Annotated in this window: 16 protein-coding genes; 11 read left to right on the top strand and 5 right to left on the bottom strand. The window is 62.0% G+C overall.

All coding sequences use genetic code 11. The features are described 5' to 3' along the window. Window positions 1–68 precede the first annotated feature (68 nt). The 5 genes from wecB to ACVWSC_RS12345 are packed head-to-tail and all read left to right on the top strand — an operon-like array spanning window position 69 to window position 8,333. Window positions 69–1,223: a non-hydrolyzing UDP-N-acetylglucosamine 2-epimerase gene (wecB, locus tag ACVWSC_RS12365; protein WP_442113916.1), complete on the top strand. Its 1,155-nt coding sequence runs from the start codon at window positions 69–71 to the stop codon at window positions 1,221–1,223. Then, on the top strand, window positions 1,220–3,394 hold the full coding sequence (nfrB, locus tag ACVWSC_RS12360) for a cyclic di-3',5'-guanylate-activated glycosyltransferase NfrB (RefSeq protein ID WP_442113915.1): 2,175 nt from the start codon (window positions 1,220–1,222) through the stop codon (window positions 3,392–3,394). The genes wecB and nfrB overlap by 4 nt, the downstream gene beginning before the upstream one ends. Further along, on the top strand, window positions 3,391–6,354 hold the full coding sequence (locus ACVWSC_RS12355; protein WP_442113914.1) for an NfrA family protein: 2,964 nt from the start codon (window positions 3,391–3,393) through the stop codon (window positions 6,352–6,354). The genes nfrB and ACVWSC_RS12355 overlap by 4 nt, the downstream gene beginning before the upstream one ends. Then, window positions 6,354–7,199 carry a DUF4434 family protein gene (locus tag ACVWSC_RS12350; RefSeq protein WP_442113913.1) on the top strand — a complete coding sequence of 282 codons (846 nt, stop codon included), beginning with the start codon at window positions 6,354–6,356 and terminating at the stop codon, window positions 7,197–7,199. The genes ACVWSC_RS12355 and ACVWSC_RS12350 overlap by 1 nt, the downstream gene beginning before the upstream one ends. Before the next feature lie 36 nt (window positions 7,200–7,235). Continuing rightward, window positions 7,236–8,333, top strand: a complete 1,098-nt coding sequence (locus tag ACVWSC_RS12345; RefSeq protein WP_442113912.1) for a GGDEF domain-containing protein — start codon at window positions 7,236–7,238, stop codon at window positions 8,331–8,333. Window positions 8,334–8,418: 85 nt separating this feature from the next. Here the strand turns inward: ACVWSC_RS12345 and ACVWSC_RS12340 are convergent, their stop codons facing one another. Next, window positions 8,419–8,736 carry a DUF2388 domain-containing protein gene (locus tag ACVWSC_RS12340; protein ID WP_442113911.1) on the bottom strand — a complete coding sequence of 106 codons (318 nt, stop codon included), beginning with the start codon at window positions 8,734–8,736 and terminating at the stop codon, window positions 8,419–8,421. 111 nt (window positions 8,737–8,847) lie between these two features. Between ACVWSC_RS12340 and potE the strand changes: the two genes are divergently transcribed. Together potE and ACVWSC_RS12330 are read left to right on the top strand one after the other, a co-directional pair. Then, complete coding sequence (gene potE / locus ACVWSC_RS12335; protein ID WP_442113910.1) at window positions 8,848–10,185, top strand: putrescine-ornithine antiporter; 1,338 nt, start codon at window positions 8,848–8,850, stop codon at window positions 10,183–10,185. Between the two features lie 12 nt (window positions 10,186–10,197). After that, window positions 10,198–11,088 (top strand): amino acid ABC transporter substrate-binding protein, encoded by an 891-nt coding sequence (locus ACVWSC_RS12330; protein WP_442113909.1) that lies wholly within the window; start codon window positions 10,198–10,200, stop codon window positions 11,086–11,088. Between the two features lie 23 nt (window positions 11,089–11,111). Here ACVWSC_RS12330 and ACVWSC_RS12325 read toward each other — a convergent pair whose 3' ends face one another. Both ACVWSC_RS12325 and ACVWSC_RS12320 read right to left on the bottom strand, forming a co-directional pair. Further along, window positions 11,112–11,315 carry a tautomerase family protein gene (locus tag ACVWSC_RS12325; RefSeq protein ID WP_442113908.1) on the bottom strand — a complete coding sequence of 68 codons (204 nt, stop codon included), beginning with the start codon at window positions 11,313–11,315 and terminating at the stop codon, window positions 11,112–11,114. Window positions 11,316–11,334: 19 nt separating this feature from the next. Then, entirely contained in the window at window positions 11,335–12,075 is a 741-nt protein-coding gene (locus tag ACVWSC_RS12320) for an SDR family NAD(P)-dependent oxidoreductase (RefSeq protein WP_442113907.1), read from the bottom strand. Window positions 12,076–12,202: 127 nt separating this feature from the next. Between ACVWSC_RS12320 and ACVWSC_RS12315 the strand changes: the two genes are divergently transcribed. From ACVWSC_RS12315 to ACVWSC_RS12305, 3 genes are all read left to right on the top strand, one after another. Beyond that, the gene (locus ACVWSC_RS12315; protein WP_442113906.1) at window positions 12,203–13,111 is read left to right on the top strand and encodes a LysR family transcriptional regulator; all 909 of its coding nucleotides are present in this window, start codon (window positions 12,203–12,205) and stop codon (window positions 13,109–13,111) included. A 100-nt stretch (window positions 13,112–13,211) separates the two neighbouring features. Continuing rightward, window positions 13,212–14,099 (top strand): YghX family hydrolase, encoded by an 888-nt coding sequence (gene yghX / locus ACVWSC_RS12310; RefSeq protein ID WP_442113905.1) that lies wholly within the window; start codon window positions 13,212–13,214, stop codon window positions 14,097–14,099. Between the two features lie 102 nt (window positions 14,100–14,201). Then, complete coding sequence (locus tag ACVWSC_RS12305) at window positions 14,202–14,921, top strand: SDR family NAD(P)-dependent oxidoreductase (RefSeq protein ID WP_442113904.1); 720 nt, start codon at window positions 14,202–14,204, stop codon at window positions 14,919–14,921. A gap of 33 nt (window positions 14,922–14,954) precedes the next feature. On the opposite strand, the gene ACVWSC_RS12300 is transcribed toward ACVWSC_RS12305, so the two are convergent. Then, on the bottom strand, window positions 14,955–15,215 hold the full coding sequence (locus tag ACVWSC_RS12300) for a DUF1652 domain-containing protein (protein ID WP_442113903.1): 261 nt from the start codon (window positions 15,213–15,215) through the stop codon (window positions 14,955–14,957). Between the two features lie 287 nt (window positions 15,216–15,502). On the opposite strand from ACVWSC_RS12300, the gene ACVWSC_RS12295 reads away from it, so the two are divergent. Beyond that, window positions 15,503–15,730, top strand: coding sequence for a DUF6555 family protein (locus ACVWSC_RS12295; RefSeq protein ID WP_442113902.1), 228 nt, complete (start codon window positions 15,503–15,505; stop codon window positions 15,728–15,730). Window position 15,731: 1 nt separating this feature from the next. Here the strand turns inward: ACVWSC_RS12295 and ACVWSC_RS12290 are convergent, their stop codons facing one another. Beyond that, a complete protein-coding gene (locus ACVWSC_RS12290; protein WP_442113901.1) occupies window positions 15,732–16,649 on the bottom strand; it encodes a DNA-3-methyladenine glycosylase family protein in 918 nt (305 codons plus the stop codon). Between the last annotated feature and the right edge of the window lie 91 nt (window positions 16,650–16,740).

Below are 16,740 nucleotides of genomic sequence, written 5' to 3'. Positions count from 1 at the left end.
TATCTAAACCCTGCAAGACCGCAAACACGTACAACTTCGAACTAATGGATGGGGCGAGGAGCGGGACAATGGCATATACAGTCATGATGGTGTTTGGCACACGTCCTGAAGCGATCAAGATGGCGCCGCTGGCCCAGGTACTGCGACAGTGGCCTGACATCGAGCTGAACATCTGCTCCACCGGCCAGCACCGGGAAATGCTCCAGCAGGTGCTGCGGGACTTCGGCCTGAGCGTCGATGAAGACCTGCACGTGATGACCCAGAACCAGACCCTCAACGGCCTGTCACAGCAATTGCTTGAGCAACTGGATGCCACCTACGCCCGTATCCAGCCCGATATCGTCCTGGTGCATGGCGACACCACCACCAGTTTTATCGCTGCCCTCGCCGCCTTCAACCGCCAGATTCCCATTGCTCACGTCGAAGCCGGGTTGCGCAGTGGCAGCCTCAAGGCACCCTGGCCCGAAGAAGCCAACCGGCGCCTGACCGGGGTGATTGCCGATTTGCACTTCCCGCCCACCAACCGCGCCCGGGACAACCTGTTGCGTGAAGGTGTGGTGCTGGAGCAGATCGAAGTCACCGGCAACACGGTCATCGATGCCCTGCTGTGGATGCGCGACTACCTGACCCACAGCCATTGGAAACCCGCCCCTGACTCGCCCTTGGCGCAACTGCGCGATGACCAGCGCCTGGTGCTGATCACCGGCCATCGCCGGGAGAACTTCGGCCAGGGTTTTGAACGCATCTGCCTGGCCCTGGCCGAGTTGGCCCTGCGCTACCCGGACGTACAGTTCGTCTACCCGGTACACCTCAATCCGCAAGTGCAGAAAGCGGTGTACGCGGTGCTGTCGCACCAATCGAATATTCTGCTGATCGCCCCTCAGGACTATCAGCACTTTGTCTGGCTGATGAACCGCGCCTACCTGATCATCACCGACTCCGGCGGGATTCAGGAGGAAGCACCTGCCTTGGGCAAACCACTGCTGGTGTTACGCAAGGTCACGGAGCGCCACTCGGTGCTCGAAGGCGGCACGGTCAAACTGGTTGGTACCCAAACCGAACGGATCGTCAAGGAAACCAGCCTGCTGCTCGACGACCCGCAGGTCTATAAACAGATGAGCCGGGTGTTCACCCCCTATGGCGATGGCCATGCCAGCGAACGTATCGCTGAACGACTGAGCCGCTGGCTCGAGGAAAACGCCAGCGAGCGCAGCGCCTCATGAGTCTGGCCTTTGTCGATTTCCTCACCTATGTGCTGTTCGGTCTCAAGCTGCTGGCGATCACCCTGGCCAGTCTGATGTTTCTGCTGGGCCTGGATGACCTGTTCATCGATGTCGTTTATTGGGGGCGTAAGCTGATCCGGCGTTTTCGTATTTACGACAAGTACGAAAAAGCCGACGAGAAGCGCTTGTTCGAAGCGCCGGAACAACCATTGGCAATCATGGTGCCGGCCTGGAACGAAGTCGGCGTGGTCGGCGAAATGGCGCGCCTGGCGGCGTCGACCATCGACTACGAGAACTACCAGATTTTCGTCGGCACCTACCCCAACGACCCGCAAACCCAAGCCGACGTCGACGCCGTTTGCCTGCACTACCCGAACGTGCATAAGGTCGTCTGCGCGCGCCCCGGCCCGACCAGCAAAGCCGACTGCCTGAACAACATCATCGACGCGATCCTGCGCTTTCAGAGCGACGCGAAAATTGAATTCGCCGGTTTCATTCTGCATGACGCCGAAGACGTCATCTCGCCGATGGAGCTGCGTCTGTACAACTACCTGCTGCCGAACAAGGACATGATCCAGATCCCGGTCTACCCCTTCGCCCCCCAGTGGCGAGGGTTCACCGCGGGCCATTATGTCGACGAGTTCGCCGAGAACCATGGCAAGGATGTGATCGTGCGCGAAGCGCTGACCGGCCAGGTGCCCAGCGCCGGGGTCGGCACCTGCTTCAGCCGCCGGGCCATCGGCGCCTTGCTGGCCGACGGCGACGGCATTGCCTTCGACGTGCAAAGCCTGACCGAAGACTACGACATCGGTTTTCGCCTGAAACAAAAAGGCATGAAGTGCATTTTCGCCCGCTACTCGATGACCGACCCGCAGCTGGCGCTCAAACGCGACTGGCGCCTGGGCATGAGCCGTGAGTTTGCCCAGGTGATTTGTGTGCGCGAGCACTTCCCGCGGGACTGGCAACACGCGATACGGCAAAAATCACGCTGGATCGTCGGCATCGTCTTTCAGGGCACCCGCAACCTCGGCTGGAGCCGTCGGGGGGCGCTCAACTACTTCCTCTGGCGCGATCGGCGCGGCTTGTTCGCCTACCTGCTGAGCTTTCTGGTCAACCTGTTGTTCCTGGTGCTGCTGGCGATGTGGCTGGTCACGGTCATTGCGCCCAACAGCTGGCACTTTCAATCGATTCTCGCCGACAGCCCGCTGCTCACCGCGCTGCTGTGGCTCAACGGCCTGATGCTGGTCAACCGCCTGTTCCAGCGTGGCTTCTTTGTCACCCGCTATTACGGCATCGTCGAAGGCTTGCTGTCTGCGCCGCGGATGATGTGGAGCAACTTCGTCAACTTCTTCGCCAACCTGCGCGCCCTGCGCCAGGTCATGGAAATGGGTGACTCGCGGCGCGTGGCCTGGGATAAGACCACCCACGAATTCCCCGCCCTGGCCTCGCCGATGCGCATACCGCTGGGCCAGCGCCTGATCGACAAGGGGCTGATCACCGAAGCGCAGTTGCAAGAGGCGATCACCAACCCCCTGCGTCGGCGTCTGGGCCGCGAACTGCTGTTGCGCGGCTGGCTCAACAGCGAGCAGTTGGTAGAGGCCCTGGCCGAACAACTGGACCTGCCCTGGGCACCGCTCAACCCGTTCAAGATCGATCCGCAGTTGATCGCGAAGATGCCGCGCAGCCTGGCGGTGCACTATGGCGTGCTGCCAGTGGCCGAAGACCAACAAACCTTGATCCTGGCCAGCGAAACGCCGGTCAGCCAGGTGTCACTGGGGGTGATCAGCCGTCAGCTCAAACGCCCGGTGACCTACCGCCTGGCGCCGCAAGGGCGGGTCACCCTCGGCATCCGTTACAACTACCCCAGCCCTTGGCAAAAAGAGGAAACCCGGCAGATGCTCGCGGTGCTCAATCGGCATCAGGATGATGCCGCCCTGCTTGAACGCGTCAGCCGTCACCAGGTGATGCTCGGCACCCTTTTACAAGTGCGCGGCAAGGTGCCGCCGACCCTGTTCAACCAAGCGCTGATCGATTTCAACCCCGAGCAGCAATCATTGGGTGAGCACCTGGTCGCCCGCGGCATCATTACCGAAGAGGTGTTGCAAGAGGCCCTCGCCGAGCAGGCCCAGGAACAGCAAGCGGCCTATGCACTGACCCGGGAGGTGGCATGAGCCTGCGCCCTCCGCTGACCTTTGCTTGCCTGTTGTTATCGCTGTATACCGCCCAAAGCCTGGCTGCCCCACTCAGTGATTTCGAACGTTATCGCAGCTATCCGTATATGGAGCGCAGCTACCGCGAGGCGAAGAACAACAACTGGCAAGAAGTCGAACGCCTGACCCGCCACTTGCTGGAGCGGGTACCCAACAACGACGAAGCGCGGGCCCTGCTGGTTCAGGCACTGGTTCACCAGCAGCGCTACCGCGAGGCCGAGCAAGTGGCCGAACAGAACAGCAGCGCCGACAGCTTGCTGGAACTGCGCCTGGCCTGGATCGAACAGGATCCACCCGCGGCCAGCCAAGTGGAAAACTGGATCGCCAACAGCGTGCTGAATGCACGTATTCGCCTGTGGCAGGCCTATAGCCTGAGCCTGGCAAAACACACGGGCGCCAGCACAGCCCTGGACTGGCTCAACCAACTGCCAGCCAAAGGCGACGACAAAGTCCTGCGCCTGGCCCGCGCCACCTGGGCCGAGCAGTTGCATGACTGGAGCCAGACCATCGAAGCCCTGGCACCTTTGGCTGCACGCGGTCAACTCGCCAGCCAGGACTGGCAACGTCTGGCCAATGCCTATGTGCAGCGTCTGGATGAAGCACCATTGCAGCAACTGCTTGAGCATCCGCCGTCCGCCGACATCGCCCGCCAGACGCGCCTGGCCATGGCCAACCGTGCCATCGCCCTCGATCACCGGCAAATGGCCCAGCGCTGGCTGCAATCCCTGCCCGAAGACGACCTCAAGCAGCCTGCGCAGCGTCAACAGCTGTGGGAACTGGCCCGGCAGGGCAATGACAGTGCACAGGTACAACGCCTGAGCAACGAACTGAATCGCCCCTGCCTGGAGACTGCCGAATGGCTGTCGCGCCACGACCAGGCGCTTGCCCGCCAGCAACTGCGCCAGTGCCGTGCCGAAGACGATCCGAAAACCTGGCTGGTACTCAACCAGCGTTTGCACGGTGCCAGTGGCGGCTCGGCGCAGCTGTGGGAGCAGCTGTATCGTCAGACCGGCGACCTCGACGCCCTTGAGCAAGCGACTTTTCTTGAACTCAAAGCCGGTCGCCAGGCACATGTCCGGCAGTTACTCGAACAGGCCTACGACCGGCGCCTGGGACGCTTGCCGATGCCGTTGCTGCAGCGTCTGGCCGGGCTCTATAGCCAGGCCGACGCGCCGTTGCAGGTGCAGCGCATGAGCAGCCTGATACCGCGCGTGGATGCCGCCAACCGTGCCCTGCTGCTGGGGCGCCTGGCCGAGGCAGGCGAATGTGCTGCAGTACGCCAGGCTATTCCCGCGACGCCAACCGAAGTCGGTCAACTGCGCGCCCTGGGCCGCTGCGCAATGCCTGAGCGCCCCGGTGAAGCGGTGGCCTACTATCAGGCCGCCGAGCGCCTGGGTGACAGCGGCAGCCGCCTGCCGCTGGCCTATGCCCTGGAAGCGGCCGGTGACTCGCAGGCAGCGCAGCCGATCTGGAACAGTCTCAGCGACAGCCAGTGGACCGACAACGCCCGCCTCACCGCTGCGCGCAGCGCGCTGAACGCCAACGACCCGCAGCGCGCCAGTGTGCATTGGAGCAAGGCAGCGCACCGCAGCGCCGATGACTTCGCCCTTGGTGCCGCCATTGCCGAACGTCAGGGCGATTACCCGGCGGCGCTGAACTATCAGCGCCAGGCCCTGCAACTGCAACCACGTGCCGATCACTACTACAACGCCTCGACGACCGCGCAACATGCCGGCGATACGCAACTGAGCCTGCTCTGGCTTGCTGAAGCGGTACGCCTGGAGCCCGCCAACCCTCGCTACCAGGCCGACTACGGTATGCGCCTGGCCGGTTCTGACGATCCCGCGGTACGCCGCCAGTCGATTCCCCCGCTGCAACGCGCCACCCACGATTTCCCTGAGGACTACCGCCTCGGTGAAACCCTGGCGCTGCGTTACGACGAAGTCGAAGACAGCGCGGCGGCACGCAAGGAGCTGCGCCGGGTGATCGACGTAGAGCAGGACCTGGTCGATGGCGATGACGAATACGGCAGCCTGCAGGCGCGCAAGTACCGCCAACGCCGCGCCCACGAAAGCCTGTCGCGGCGTGACAGCATCACCTTGGCCAGCACCTGGTCGCCGGCCGGTATTTCAACCAACGACAACTTCCGCGACAACCGTGAAGACCGCCGCGCCGCCTCGCAGAACGTGCAGTTGGCCATGTGGGACCACGCCCTCGGCGAAGAACCCAGTCGTAACGGCAGCACCCTGTCGGTGTATGGGCGCGTGTTGTTCGGCGGCCAGAGCCGCAGCGACTATGCGCAAAGCATGGGCACCGGCGTCGGCCTGCGCTACAAGCCGCTGGGCCAGGCCAACCTGAACCTGTACGCCGAGCTTTATCACCAGCGCCAGATTGACGACGCCCACTACAACGGCCTGAGCCTGGGCCAGTTGCTCAGCCCGAGCAAAGTGGCTGACAACTGGGGGGATTTGCGCGGCAACGCCGAGTCGAGCAACGACTTGCTGCTGCGCGCCACCGCCTCGTTCCTCGACCAGGGTGACTGGCGCAACGACTGGCGTATCGATGAGCGCCAGTGGAATGAACGCTTCCTCTACCTCGACGCGGCCTGGTGGACCCGTGCCGGTGACCACCAATGGCTGTCGCGCTACCAGCAAGGGCACGTCTGGAAGCTGCCCAGCAGCTCACCACAAACCCTGATGCCCTACGGCTTTCTGGAGTTCTCAAGCCAAGACCCGAGCAACGACTGGCGCCAGGACCTGCGCACCGGGCTCGGCCTGCGCTGGCAGTGGTGGTTCGATGACGACCGCTACAACGCCTACCGCGGCTCGCTCAAGGTGCGCGCCGAATATCAGCAATCGCTGGGCGGCAATCTGTATGAGCGCGCCAACGGCATGCTGCTCGGTGTGGAGATGAATTTCTGATGCGCAGATGGATCAGCCTGATATTGCTTGCCCTGAGCCTGTCGGCGCACGCCGACGAGCGTGTATTCTACCAACCGCTGAATCGCGACGCATCGCTGAGCCAGGCGCAATGGCAGGCGTTGTGGCAAGCCACCAGCGCCCAAGGGGGGAAAACCCTGATTGTGCAGTGGACGGCCTATGGCGACAGCGACTTCGGCGGTGCCGACGGCTGGCTCGCCAACAGCCTGCGCAGCGCCCATGAGCAAGGCTTGCAGTTGGTCCTGGGGCTGTACATGGACGCCGCCTACTATCAACGCATCGATGCCCTGGACAGCCCCGGCCTTGCCGCCTACTGGAAAGCCCAATTGGGCCGCTCGCTGACCCAGCACGCCACACTGCAGCGTGACTGGAAGCTGCCGGTCGCCGGATGGTACCTGCCGATGGAACTGGACGACGTGCATTTCAGCGACCCACTGCGGCGCCAGGCGTTGTACAGCCAACTGCAGGCCTTCCAGCAACGCCTCGATGCGCCGCTGCACATCAGCGCCTTCAGCAGTGGACGCATGAGCCCTGCCGCCAACGCTGGTTGGCTGCAACAACTGGGCGGCATACCGTCGCAGGTCTGGTGGCAGGACGGTGCGGGCACCCAACGCTTGACGCCGTGGATCCGTCAGCAATACCTCAGCGCACTGCCCTGCTCCATCGGCCTCGTGCAGGAGGCCTTCCGCCAAACCAGCGCGCCCGGCCAGCCGTTCCGCGCCGTCGCCGCCAGCGTGCAGCGCCCCACCCACTGCCACCCGGCAGCGGTATTCTCATTGCGTTACCGGCCGTGGGCCAAGGGCCTGCTAACCTTGGACGGCAACTGAGACGCATCAAGTACTCATTGGATCAGCAAGGCCGCTATGTACAAGACCATCGAACAACAAGTGCGAAGAAACATCGCCCCCCCCGCATTGCGCCGCGAGTTCCGCCAGCATGATTTTGAGAACCTGCACTCTTTCTGCCTGCTGATCTTTGCCGTCAGCATCGGCATCTGGTTGCTGTTCGACCTGATTGTCAGCTACCTGGGCCAACAGGACTTCACCTGGATATCCATGGCCTTCATCACCGTCATGGTGTGCCTGACCATCATCCTCGCGTTCACCCGCAAGGCCGGGCACTTCGACATCCTCAACCTGGTGTTCATCACTGTCATCACCCTGGCCATGCGCCTGGTGATCGACGGCCTGCCGGTTAACTTACGCCCGGCCTGGCTGGTACTGGGAGCCTCCAGCGTGTTGTATAGCGTCTCGGTGTTACCGGTGCGACGCTGGTCATTTTTCGCCGTGCTGATCGTCACCTGGGTCAACCTGCACCCCTTCCGGGTGCCCGGCATGCACCTATTCGACCTGCGCGGCCTGATGTTCCTGTGCTACGGCGTGTTCCTCAACGGCCTGATCATCTACACCTATTTGAAAATGCGCCGCGCCAAGTTGTACAACTTCTACATGTCCAAGGTCCTGCTGGACCAGGCTTACATCGACGTCCTGACCGAGATCCCCAACCGCCGCTCGTTCATGGCCAAGGCACAGACCCATTTGCAGGAAGACGACACGCAGAGCCGTTACCTGGCGATGATCGATATCGACAACTTCAAGAAGGTCAACGACCGCTTCGGCCACGACATCGGCGACGTGGTGCTCAAGCGCACAGCGGCCAACATCAAGGCCTCGATGACCGAGTTCGAGTACGCACGGTTGGGGGGGGAGGAGTTTGTCATCTACTTGTGGGGTATGGACCAGCTCGCTGCGGAACAGCGCGTAGATGCCCTGTGCAAGCGCGTGCGGGAAGACACCGCCGAATACCCGGTGACCATCAGCATCGGCCTGACCCGGATCCTCGACGACGACAACCTGACCAACGCCCTGGTCAAGGCCGACGAAGCCTTGTACCAGGCCAAGCATGGCGGCAAAGACCGCTACGTGCTGTGGCGCGAAAGCACAACGGTGCAATTCCCTTGAACCAACATCTGGTGGGAGCGGGCTTGCCCCGCGATTGCGATATTCCTGACATATCGCAATCGCGGGGCAAGCCCGCTCCCACCGGTCAGCGTGCGTCGCCCCACTGGTCCCCGGTGAGGATTGCCATGGCAATGTCTTCATCGCTGGCTTGTATGCCCGGGTGTTCCTGGCGCACACGCTGCAGCATCGACTCCAGGTACACACCGCGGATCGCGCCACCGCTGGCAATGAACGAAGACGCCTCGTCACGCGCCGGGATGATGCGTTTGTCATCCTTGAAGGTGGAATACAACGAAGCGGATATACCTGCCGAGGTCGCGACGTCTTTGGCATCCACATCAGCCAGAGCCGCCCCCATGGGCATGCACAGAACAAGCGAAGTAGCGATCAGTAAACGACGCATGATGGTGCCTCCGGAAATCGAGTACCTACCCAGCTAAGATACTCAGCGCTTCACCCAAGTTCCCTGAAATGGCCTATACCCAATAAGCCATGGATCACATAGGGGGCGGCTATGGCCGGCTCAGGCAAGAAAATGACACTGGTCGGGCTCACTACCCTGGTGGCCGTCAACATGATGGGCTCGGGCATCATCATGCTGCCCACCAGCATGGCGCAATTAGGTGCGGTTTCGCTGCTGTCCTGGGTGGTGACGGCCATCGGTTCCATGGCCATCGCCTACAGCTTTACCCAGTGCGGAGTGTACTGTTCACGCTCCGGCGGGCTCTCGGCGTATACCGAAGAAGCCCACGCCAAGTCAGGTTTCTTTCTCTGCTCCTACCTGTACTTTCTGTCGCTGGCCATCGCCAATGTCGCCGTGGCCATCTCGGCGGTGGGCTACATGACGGCCTTCATGCCGTGGCTGGGCAGCAGTGCTGTCGCGTTGTGCATCGGCACCATCGGTTTGATCTGGTTAACGATTGTCGCCAACTTCGGCGGCCCGGCGATTACCGGCAGGATCGGGGCAATATCAGTCTGGGGCGTGATCATCCCGGTAGCGGGCTTGAGTGTGATCGGCTGGTTCTGGTTTGACCGCAACGTGTTCATCCAGGCCTGGAACCCTAACGACTTGCCGATCTGGGAAGCCATCGGCAAGACCATCCCGTTGACCCTCTGGGCATTTCTGGGCATGGAGTCAGCGGCGCAAGCATTCGATGCGGTGGAGAACCCCAAACGCAATGTGCCTCTGGCCTGCCTGTTTGGCACCCTCGGCGCGGCAGTGGTGTACGTGCTGTCGACCACGGTGATCCAGGGCATCGTCCCCAACCTGGAGCTGGCCAATGCCTCAGCGCCGTTTGCCCTGGTGTACGCGAAAATGTTTTCGCCGTTGATTGGCAACATCATCATGGTACTGGCGGTCATGGCCTGTGTCGGCTCACTGCTGGGCTGGCAGTTCACCCTGGCGCAAACGGCTAAAATGACGGCCGACCAAGGCATGTTCCCCAGCCTGTTCTCCCGGGTCAGTGCGCTGAATGCGCCGATCCTGGGCATGGTGGTCTGCGGCGTGCTGCAAACCGTCATGGCCCTGTCGACCATTTCGCCCAATGCCAGCGCCCAGTTCAGCAAGCTGGTCAGCCTGGCGGCGGTGACCAACCTGATCCCCTACGTCACGGCGTTGACTGGCCTGCTGGCGATCATGCACAAAGCCCGGGTCAGCCCGGCGGTGTACAGCCGCAACACCCTGGTGCTGCTGGTGGCGGTGGGCTACTCGTTGTACGCCTTGTACGCCTGCGGCATGGAGGCGGTGCTGAACGGCGCCCTGGTGCTGGCGTTCGGTTACTTGCTGTATGGCTTTGTGGCCAAGCGTTTCATTATTCAGCAGGCAGCGGCTGAACGCCCCGAACTGCCTTGAACGGGGGCTGACATGAACACCACCTTTGCGCGCCTGGCGTGCCTGATTACCCTGCTCCCTGCGCTGGCCACGGCCAACACGCTGGAGCGCGTGCGCAGCAGCGATACCCTGACCCTGGGTTACCTGGCCGACTTTGCCCCCTTCAGCGTGCAGGACGGTGACACCGCCAAAGGCTACGCCATCGACCTGTGCCTGAAGGTAGCCGAACAGGTCAAGCTGACGCTGGCGCGCCCTGATCTGAAGGTACGCTTTCAACCGGTGGCGCTGGCCGATGAGATCAGCGCCGTCAGTTCCGGGCAGGTCGATCTGCTCTGCACCCCCACCGTGGCCAGCGTGCAGCGGCGGCAACAGGTGAGTTTTTCCATACCGATCTACACCGCCGGGGTCAGCGCCGTGGTACGCAAAGACGCGCCCGAGCCGCTGCTCAAAGTGCTCAACGGCAAACCGGCGCACACCGGCCCCACCTGGCGGGCAACGCTCAACCGCGGCCTGAGCAACCAGACGTTTGCCGTCGTCACCGGCGGTGTCACCGAACAATGGGTACATCGGCAACTACAGGCATTGGGTGTCATCGCCACGGTGATTGCCGTCGCCAACAACAACGCCGGGCTTGAAGCCGTTGCCCAAGGCAAGGCCGACGCCTTCTTCTCGGAACGCATGCTGCTGAAAAACCAGCTGGCGCGTAATGACCAGCAGGACCTGATGCTGGTCGAACGTACCTACGATTACGCGCCAGTAGCGATGGTCGTCCCCCGCGCCGACGAAGACTTCCGCCTGCTGGTGGATACGGTGATCAGCGCGATGTATCGCTCGGGGGAAATCGAGCAAGGCTATACCACCTACCTGGGCGGTACGAGCAAAGCGATCAGGCGCCAGTTCTCGCTGTATGCCTTGCCGTTGTAACCTAACCCGGGCACCCGGCGAACTTACTGGCCCCGTTGACGCAGCGCCGTCACCGTTTCACCACCAACGCCCCAATTGTCGGTCGGCACCTCCTCGATCACCACAAAGGTCGAGGCCGGTGGTTTGTTCAGCACCTGATGCAACAACGCGGTGGTGCCTTCGATCAGCGCGCGCTTCTGCGCCGCGCTGACGCCTTCCTGGGTGACACGAATATGCACATAAGGCATGACTGTATGCTCCGCTTGCTTACCAGACACCGGTGGCTGAACCACCGTCCACGGCGATAACGGTACCGGTGACGAAACGAGCGTCGCTCAGGTACAGCACCGCATCGACCACATCTTCAGGGGTACCGATCTGCCCGGTCGGGGCCAGGGCCTTGAGTGCCGCGCGGGCCTGCGGATCGTCGCCATGCAGCGGGGTATCAATGATCCCCGGGGCCACGGCGTTGACCTGTACCTGTGCCGGTGCAAGCTCCAGTGCCAGCGCCCGTACCGCTTGGTTCAAGCCGCCTTTGATCAGCACCGGCAACAGCGCTGGCACCTTGCGGTTCGGTTGCAAGGCAATCGAGGCGGTGATGGCAATGATCTGCCCCGCGCCATTGCCACTCATATGCCGTGCGGCTGCCTGGGCCGGATAGACAAACCCTTTGAGGTTGGTGTCGACCATGGCCTGGAGGTCACTCGGGGTGTAATCGGTCACCGGCTTGGCAATGAAAATCCCGGCATTGCTGACCAGCACATCGACCTTGCCGAAGGCTTCAATCGCCTGCGCAAACAGCTTCTCGGCCGTTTCCGGCAGGGAGATGTCGCCTGCTACCAAGAGAAAATTCGGTGGATTGCCGAGTTTGTCTGCCGCCTCCTGCAAACGCGCCAGGGTGCGCGCATTGCCCACCACATTGTCGCCGCGCTCCAGGTAAGCCTTGGCGATAGCAAAGCCCAGACCACTGGAAGCGCCCGTGACGATTACTGTTTTGCTGCTGTGCATGATCAAGTCCTCCAAAGGGCCCGGCGGTAAGCCGGGTAACTGGAGCTCACTGTAATTGGCAATCCGCACTTGAAAAATACTGCGCATGGAACTTGAATAGATACTCCATGTAATCAATAGAGCCCCCATGACGCGCCTTTTCGACGATGTGCAACTGGGCAGTATCGAGCTGTTCTGCCTGGCCGCTGAAACCAGCAGCTTCACTGCCGCGGCCGCCGAGGCAGGCGTAACGCCCGCAGCGGTCAGCCGTTCGATTGCGCGGCTGGAAGAGCGCCTGGGGGTGCGGTTGTTCGTGCGCACCACCCGCCAGGTGCGTTTGACCGACGCAGGGCGGCGTTACTTCGAACAGTGCCGTCAGGCGCTAACGCAACTGGTGGATGCCGAACGTGAGATCACCGGATCACAGATGGAGCCTTCCGGGTTGCTGCGCATCAGCATGCCGACGCCGTATGCGCACTACCGATTGCTGCCGCGCCTGGCGCTGTTTCGCCAACGCTATCCGCAGGTGCGCATCGACGTCCACGTCAGCAATCGCAACATCGACTTTGCCGACGACGGCTTCGACCTGGCAATCCGCGGGCGCGCACCTGCCGACTCCAACCTGATAGCCCGGCGCCTGGAAGAGGCCGAGCTGGTGGTGGTAGCAACACCCGAGTACTTAAGCCGGGCAGGCACGCCAAAAACACCGCAGGACTTGTGCGACCACGAGTGCATCCAATTCCAACTGCCCAGCAGCGGTCGAGACAGCACCTGGTCATTTCGCATTGATGGCAACACCGTGGAAGTCCCCACCCGCGGCAGCTACACCTGCCTGGAAGACTTTCTCGCCACGGGAACCCTGGTGAAAAGCGGAGCCGGGCTGATGCAGGCCTATCGCTTCACCGTGCAACAGGAACTGGACAGCGGGCAACTGCTGGAGGTGCTGCGCGACTACGGCGGCACCTCCCGACCGTTCATGCTCATCTACCCGCATGCGCGGCATATCCCGTTACGCGTCAGAGCAATGATTGATTTCCTCCTGCCCGCGGCCCCGTAGGAGCGGGCTTGCACCGCGATAGCGGTTTATGTCATATCACCACACCACCGCTCCTACAGTGCTTTAATGAACCAGACCCGGTTCTTCAGAGCACACGCCCATGCCACGTCTCACCGCCAAAGACTTCGCCCCTGAACTGCTGGAACTCTACGATTTCTATGCCCACGGCCGCATCAATCGCCGTGAGTTTCTCGACCGCGCCGCGGCCTTCACCCTGGCCGGGATGAGCGCCAGTGCCCTGCTCGCCTCCTTGAGCCCGAACTACGCACTGGCGGTACAGGTACCGGCCAACGATCCGGAGATTCTCGCCGCCTATATCAACTACCCATCGCCCAAAGGTCATGGTCAGGTGCGTGGCTATCTGGTACGCCCCGCCAAGGCCGAAGGCAAACTCCCGGGCGTAGTGGTGGTGCATGAAAACCGTGGGCTCAATCCCTACATCGAAGATGTCGCCCGACGCCTGGCCAAGGCCGGCTTTGTTGCTTTGGCACCCGACGGCTTGAGTTCGGTGGGCGGTTACCCCGGCGATGACGATAAAGGCCGCGAACTGCAGGCCGGGGTCGATCCGGAAAAGCTCATGAACGACTTCTTCGCCGCCCTCGAATGGCTGATGAAAAACGATGCCACCACCGACAAAGTCGGGATCACCGGCTTTTGCTACGGCGGCGGTGTGGCCAATGCGGCAGCGGTGGCCTACCCCGAGCTCGCAGCAGCCGTGCCGTTTTATGGGCGCCAGCCCGAGGCCAAGGATGTGCCGAAAATCAAGGCGCCACTGCTGTTGCACTACGGCGAGTTGGACACCCGTATCAACGAAGGCTGGCCCGCGTATGAGCAAGCGCTGAAGGCCGCCGGTAAAACCTACGAAGCCTATTTCTACCCGGGGGCCAATCATGGCTTTCATAACGACACCACACCACGTTACGACGAGGCGGCAGCGAAGCTCGCCTGGGAGCGCACGTTAGCGTGGTTCCGGCGCTATCTGGTGTAAACGCCAAAAATACACACCCAGATACAATCGCCCTTTTGCCAAGCCCTCGCCCTTCTGTTGGCATGCTCGCTTTCTACAGCAAGCCAGGTCAGGAGACAGGCGATGAAAACCATGGTGGTAGGCGCCAGTAAAGGCTTGGGTCGGGCGTTGATCGAGGGATTGGGCGATGCGGGTGACACACTGATCGGCGTGTCACGCCAGCGCCCCGAAGGCCTGGTAAGCCAAGCGGGTGTGCAGGTGCAGTGGATCGAGGCCGACCTTGCCCAGCCCAGGCAAGCGGTAACGCAGCTGCAGCAGGCCCTGGACGGCCAAGCACTGGACACGCTGATCTACAACCTGGGCATCTGGGAAGCCCAGGCCTTCACCGCTGCTTATGACTTTCTCAGCGATGACGACGCGCAGATCGAAGCCATTGTCAGCTGCAACATCAGCGCCCCACTGCTGTTGATCAAGCGCCTGCTACCAACGTTGTTGCAAAGCAACCGACCGCGGATCATCCTCACCGGTTCGACCTCCGGTCTGACCCAAAGCGGCCGTCCGGAAGTGGCCTTCGGCGCCTCGAAGTTCGCCCTGCGCGGCATTGCCGACGCCCTGCGTGAAGGCTACCGCCAGCATAACCTGGGCGTCACCTGCCTGAACCTGGGCTACCTGAACACCGACGACCCCTTGACCAGCCCGCGCGAAGTCGCGGCGCAGCAGGGTAACGGCGAGCTGATCCCGGTACACGATGTGGTTCAGGTGGTGCGTATGGCCTTGAGCCTGTCGTCGGCGAGTTTTGTCCGAGAACTGACCCTGCCGGCAATCCGCGATGAGCGTTTCTGAGCGCTGGTAGCCTTTCCTCGCTCACCCCATCAGTTATGAGCCGAACGGTGTCTGGGCATGCCCCAGACGCTGTTCCTCGCGCACCTGCGCCACCAATGCCGCCAACTCGTGACAACTGGTCAGGCTGTGGATGCGCACACCACTGACGGTGTAACAGTTGCTCATGTTGTCGCCCTGCCCCAATTGAATGGTCAGATGCTCATCGTCTGTGCAGGCCACCACGCAGCGATCAGGCAAAAACGCCTGCTCCAACAGCTGGCACAACTCAAGATTGGAAACGCCAATCAATGACATGGTGCAGTCCTCATGGGTGACTGACTCAGCTGCTCAGTAACTACCGAGCACGCCTTGGCGGCCAATTGAAATTACTGATGTTGCGCCGTTTACCTCATGCAGCGCAGCAATCAGCCTGGGAGATACCTCAGCTGAGCCTGCCTGGCACGATGAAGTTCAAGTCAGGCTGGCACACGGCAGATGAACGGCGATTGCAATCCGATTGAATTTTCTCGGCCCTGCACAACTCATTACCACCATGGAAGGAAGGATTCTGCTCACTGCGCTCAGAGGAAGTGTTAAGCCTTATGAATAACGCAAAACTTTTCGTCATCGACTACGCCCTGCACGGTGAACCCAAGTCGTTCATTATTCGCGCCGAATCCATGGACAATGCCGAGGCCTGGCACTGGGCAAGTTGCGACGCGGGGGTGGGCCGTATCGGTCGTTACGGGCGCGAAAAGGTGAAAAAAATCAGCCAGCCCCTGGCAGAGCGTTATGGCATCACCGAAGTGAAGTGGCGCCCGTCACGTTGATTCAACTCAACGACGTCCACAGGTGTTGGGCAGCGTAGGCACGCCACGGGCTCCAGGCCCGCGCGCGCTCGGCCAATTGCGCATCGGGGCCTTCAAGCAGACGTAACGCCTTGATCAAGACCAGATCGCTCACCGGCATGGCATCGCTGGCGCCTAGCTGACGCAGCGCCAGGTATTGCGCGCTCCACGGGCCGATACCGGGCAATTGGCACAAGCGCTGCACCCACTGCGCCAGGTCCGCGTTGGGGGTGAGCAATTGCGGGTCGTCCAGCAAGGCGCGCGCCAGGGTCGATAGGGTTCTGGCGCGCGAACGCGGCATGCCCAACACGCTGAGATCTTCCTCGACCAACGCAGCTGGTGTGGGAAACACATGGGTCAGGCCCGCCACATCACCGACCGGCGAAGACAGCGGCTGGCCATAACGCTGTACCAGGCGAGCGGCCAGGGTCATCGCCCCGGCAACACTGATTTGCTGACCCAGCACCGTGCGCATGGCCTGTTCGAAAGCGTCCCAGCCCTGCGGCACACGCAACCCCGGACGCGCTGCGATCAGTCTGGCCAGCAACGGATCGCGGCGCAGATGCGCCTCGATCGGCGCCAAGGGGGCATCGAGATCGAACACCCTGCGTACGTTGGCGATCAAGCCCGGCAGCGCTGCTGACGGCACACCGAAAACAGTCAACTTCAAACGCTGCCCACGCGCCTGGCGAACCTGAATGAGCGCGTGGCGCCCCTGCAGCACCACCGTGCGCGTGTACACCCCAGCCTGCACCGTTTCGATACCGGCAATACAGCGGGCAGACAAAAACCCCAGCAGCGAAGGCCAGTGCAACGGCGGTTGATAGCTCAACCAAAAGGACAACGGCTGGCCGCTGCGCACACTGCGCCGGTAACCGTACAGGGCAGGAACGTGGTTCATTGCGCAATCATCGCCTGAAGGCTGCTGCGATGCCATAGAAACGACGACAGCCGGGCTGCACAGGCAGCCCGGCCGGCGGTCACAGCCCGGT

This window comes from Pseudomonas sp. NUPR-002, from assembly GCF_056322725.1.
The sequence above is the reverse complement of the archived record's forward strand: the minus strand, read 5'-3'. Positions and strand labels throughout refer to the sequence as shown.

What these genes read in the sequence shown, in the direction of transcription:
- wecB (WP_442113916.1), top strand. Translation starts at nt 69, where the DNA reads ATGGCATATACAGTCATGATGGTGTTTGGCACACGTCCTGAAGCGATC.
- nfrB (WP_442113915.1), top strand. Translation starts at nt 1,220, where the DNA reads ATGAGTCTGGCCTTTGTCGATTTCCTCACCTATGTGCTGTTCGGTCTC.
- ACVWSC_RS12355 (WP_442113914.1), top strand. Translation starts at nt 3,391, where the DNA reads ATGAGCCTGCGCCCTCCGCTGACCTTTGCTTGCCTGTTGTTATCGCTG.
- ACVWSC_RS12350 (WP_442113913.1), top strand. Translation starts at nt 6,354, where the DNA reads ATGCGCAGATGGATCAGCCTGATATTGCTTGCCCTGAGCCTGTCGGCG.
- ACVWSC_RS12345 (WP_442113912.1), top strand. Translation starts at nt 7,236, where the DNA reads ATGTACAAGACCATCGAACAACAAGTGCGAAGAAACATCGCCCCCCCC.
- ACVWSC_RS12340 (WP_442113911.1), bottom strand. Translation starts at nt 8,736, where the DNA reads ATGCGTCGTTTACTGATCGCTACTTCGCTTGTTCTGTGCATGCCCATG.
- potE (WP_442113910.1), top strand. Translation starts at nt 8,848, where the DNA reads ATGGCCGGCTCAGGCAAGAAAATGACACTGGTCGGGCTCACTACCCTG.
- ACVWSC_RS12330 (WP_442113909.1), top strand. Translation starts at nt 10,198, where the DNA reads ATGAACACCACCTTTGCGCGCCTGGCGTGCCTGATTACCCTGCTCCCT.
- ACVWSC_RS12325 (WP_442113908.1), bottom strand. Translation starts at nt 11,315, where the DNA reads ATGCCTTATGTGCATATTCGTGTCACCCAGGAAGGCGTCAGCGCGGCG.
- ACVWSC_RS12320 (WP_442113907.1), bottom strand. Translation starts at nt 12,075, where the DNA reads ATGCACAGCAGCAAAACAGTAATCGTCACGGGCGCTTCCAGTGGTCTG.
- ACVWSC_RS12315 (WP_442113906.1), top strand. Translation starts at nt 12,203, where the DNA reads ATGACGCGCCTTTTCGACGATGTGCAACTGGGCAGTATCGAGCTGTTC.
- yghX (WP_442113905.1), top strand. Translation starts at nt 13,212, where the DNA reads ATGCCACGTCTCACCGCCAAAGACTTCGCCCCTGAACTGCTGGAACTC.
- ACVWSC_RS12305 (WP_442113904.1), top strand. Translation starts at nt 14,202, where the DNA reads ATGAAAACCATGGTGGTAGGCGCCAGTAAAGGCTTGGGTCGGGCGTTG.
- ACVWSC_RS12300 (WP_442113903.1), bottom strand. Translation starts at nt 15,215, where the DNA reads ATGTCATTGATTGGCGTTTCCAATCTTGAGTTGTGCCAGCTGTTGGAG.
- ACVWSC_RS12295 (WP_442113902.1), top strand. Translation starts at nt 15,503, where the DNA reads ATGAATAACGCAAAACTTTTCGTCATCGACTACGCCCTGCACGGTGAA.
- ACVWSC_RS12290 (WP_442113901.1), bottom strand. Translation starts at nt 16,649, where the DNA reads ATGAACCACGTTCCTGCCCTGTACGGTTACCGGCGCAGTGTGCGCAGC.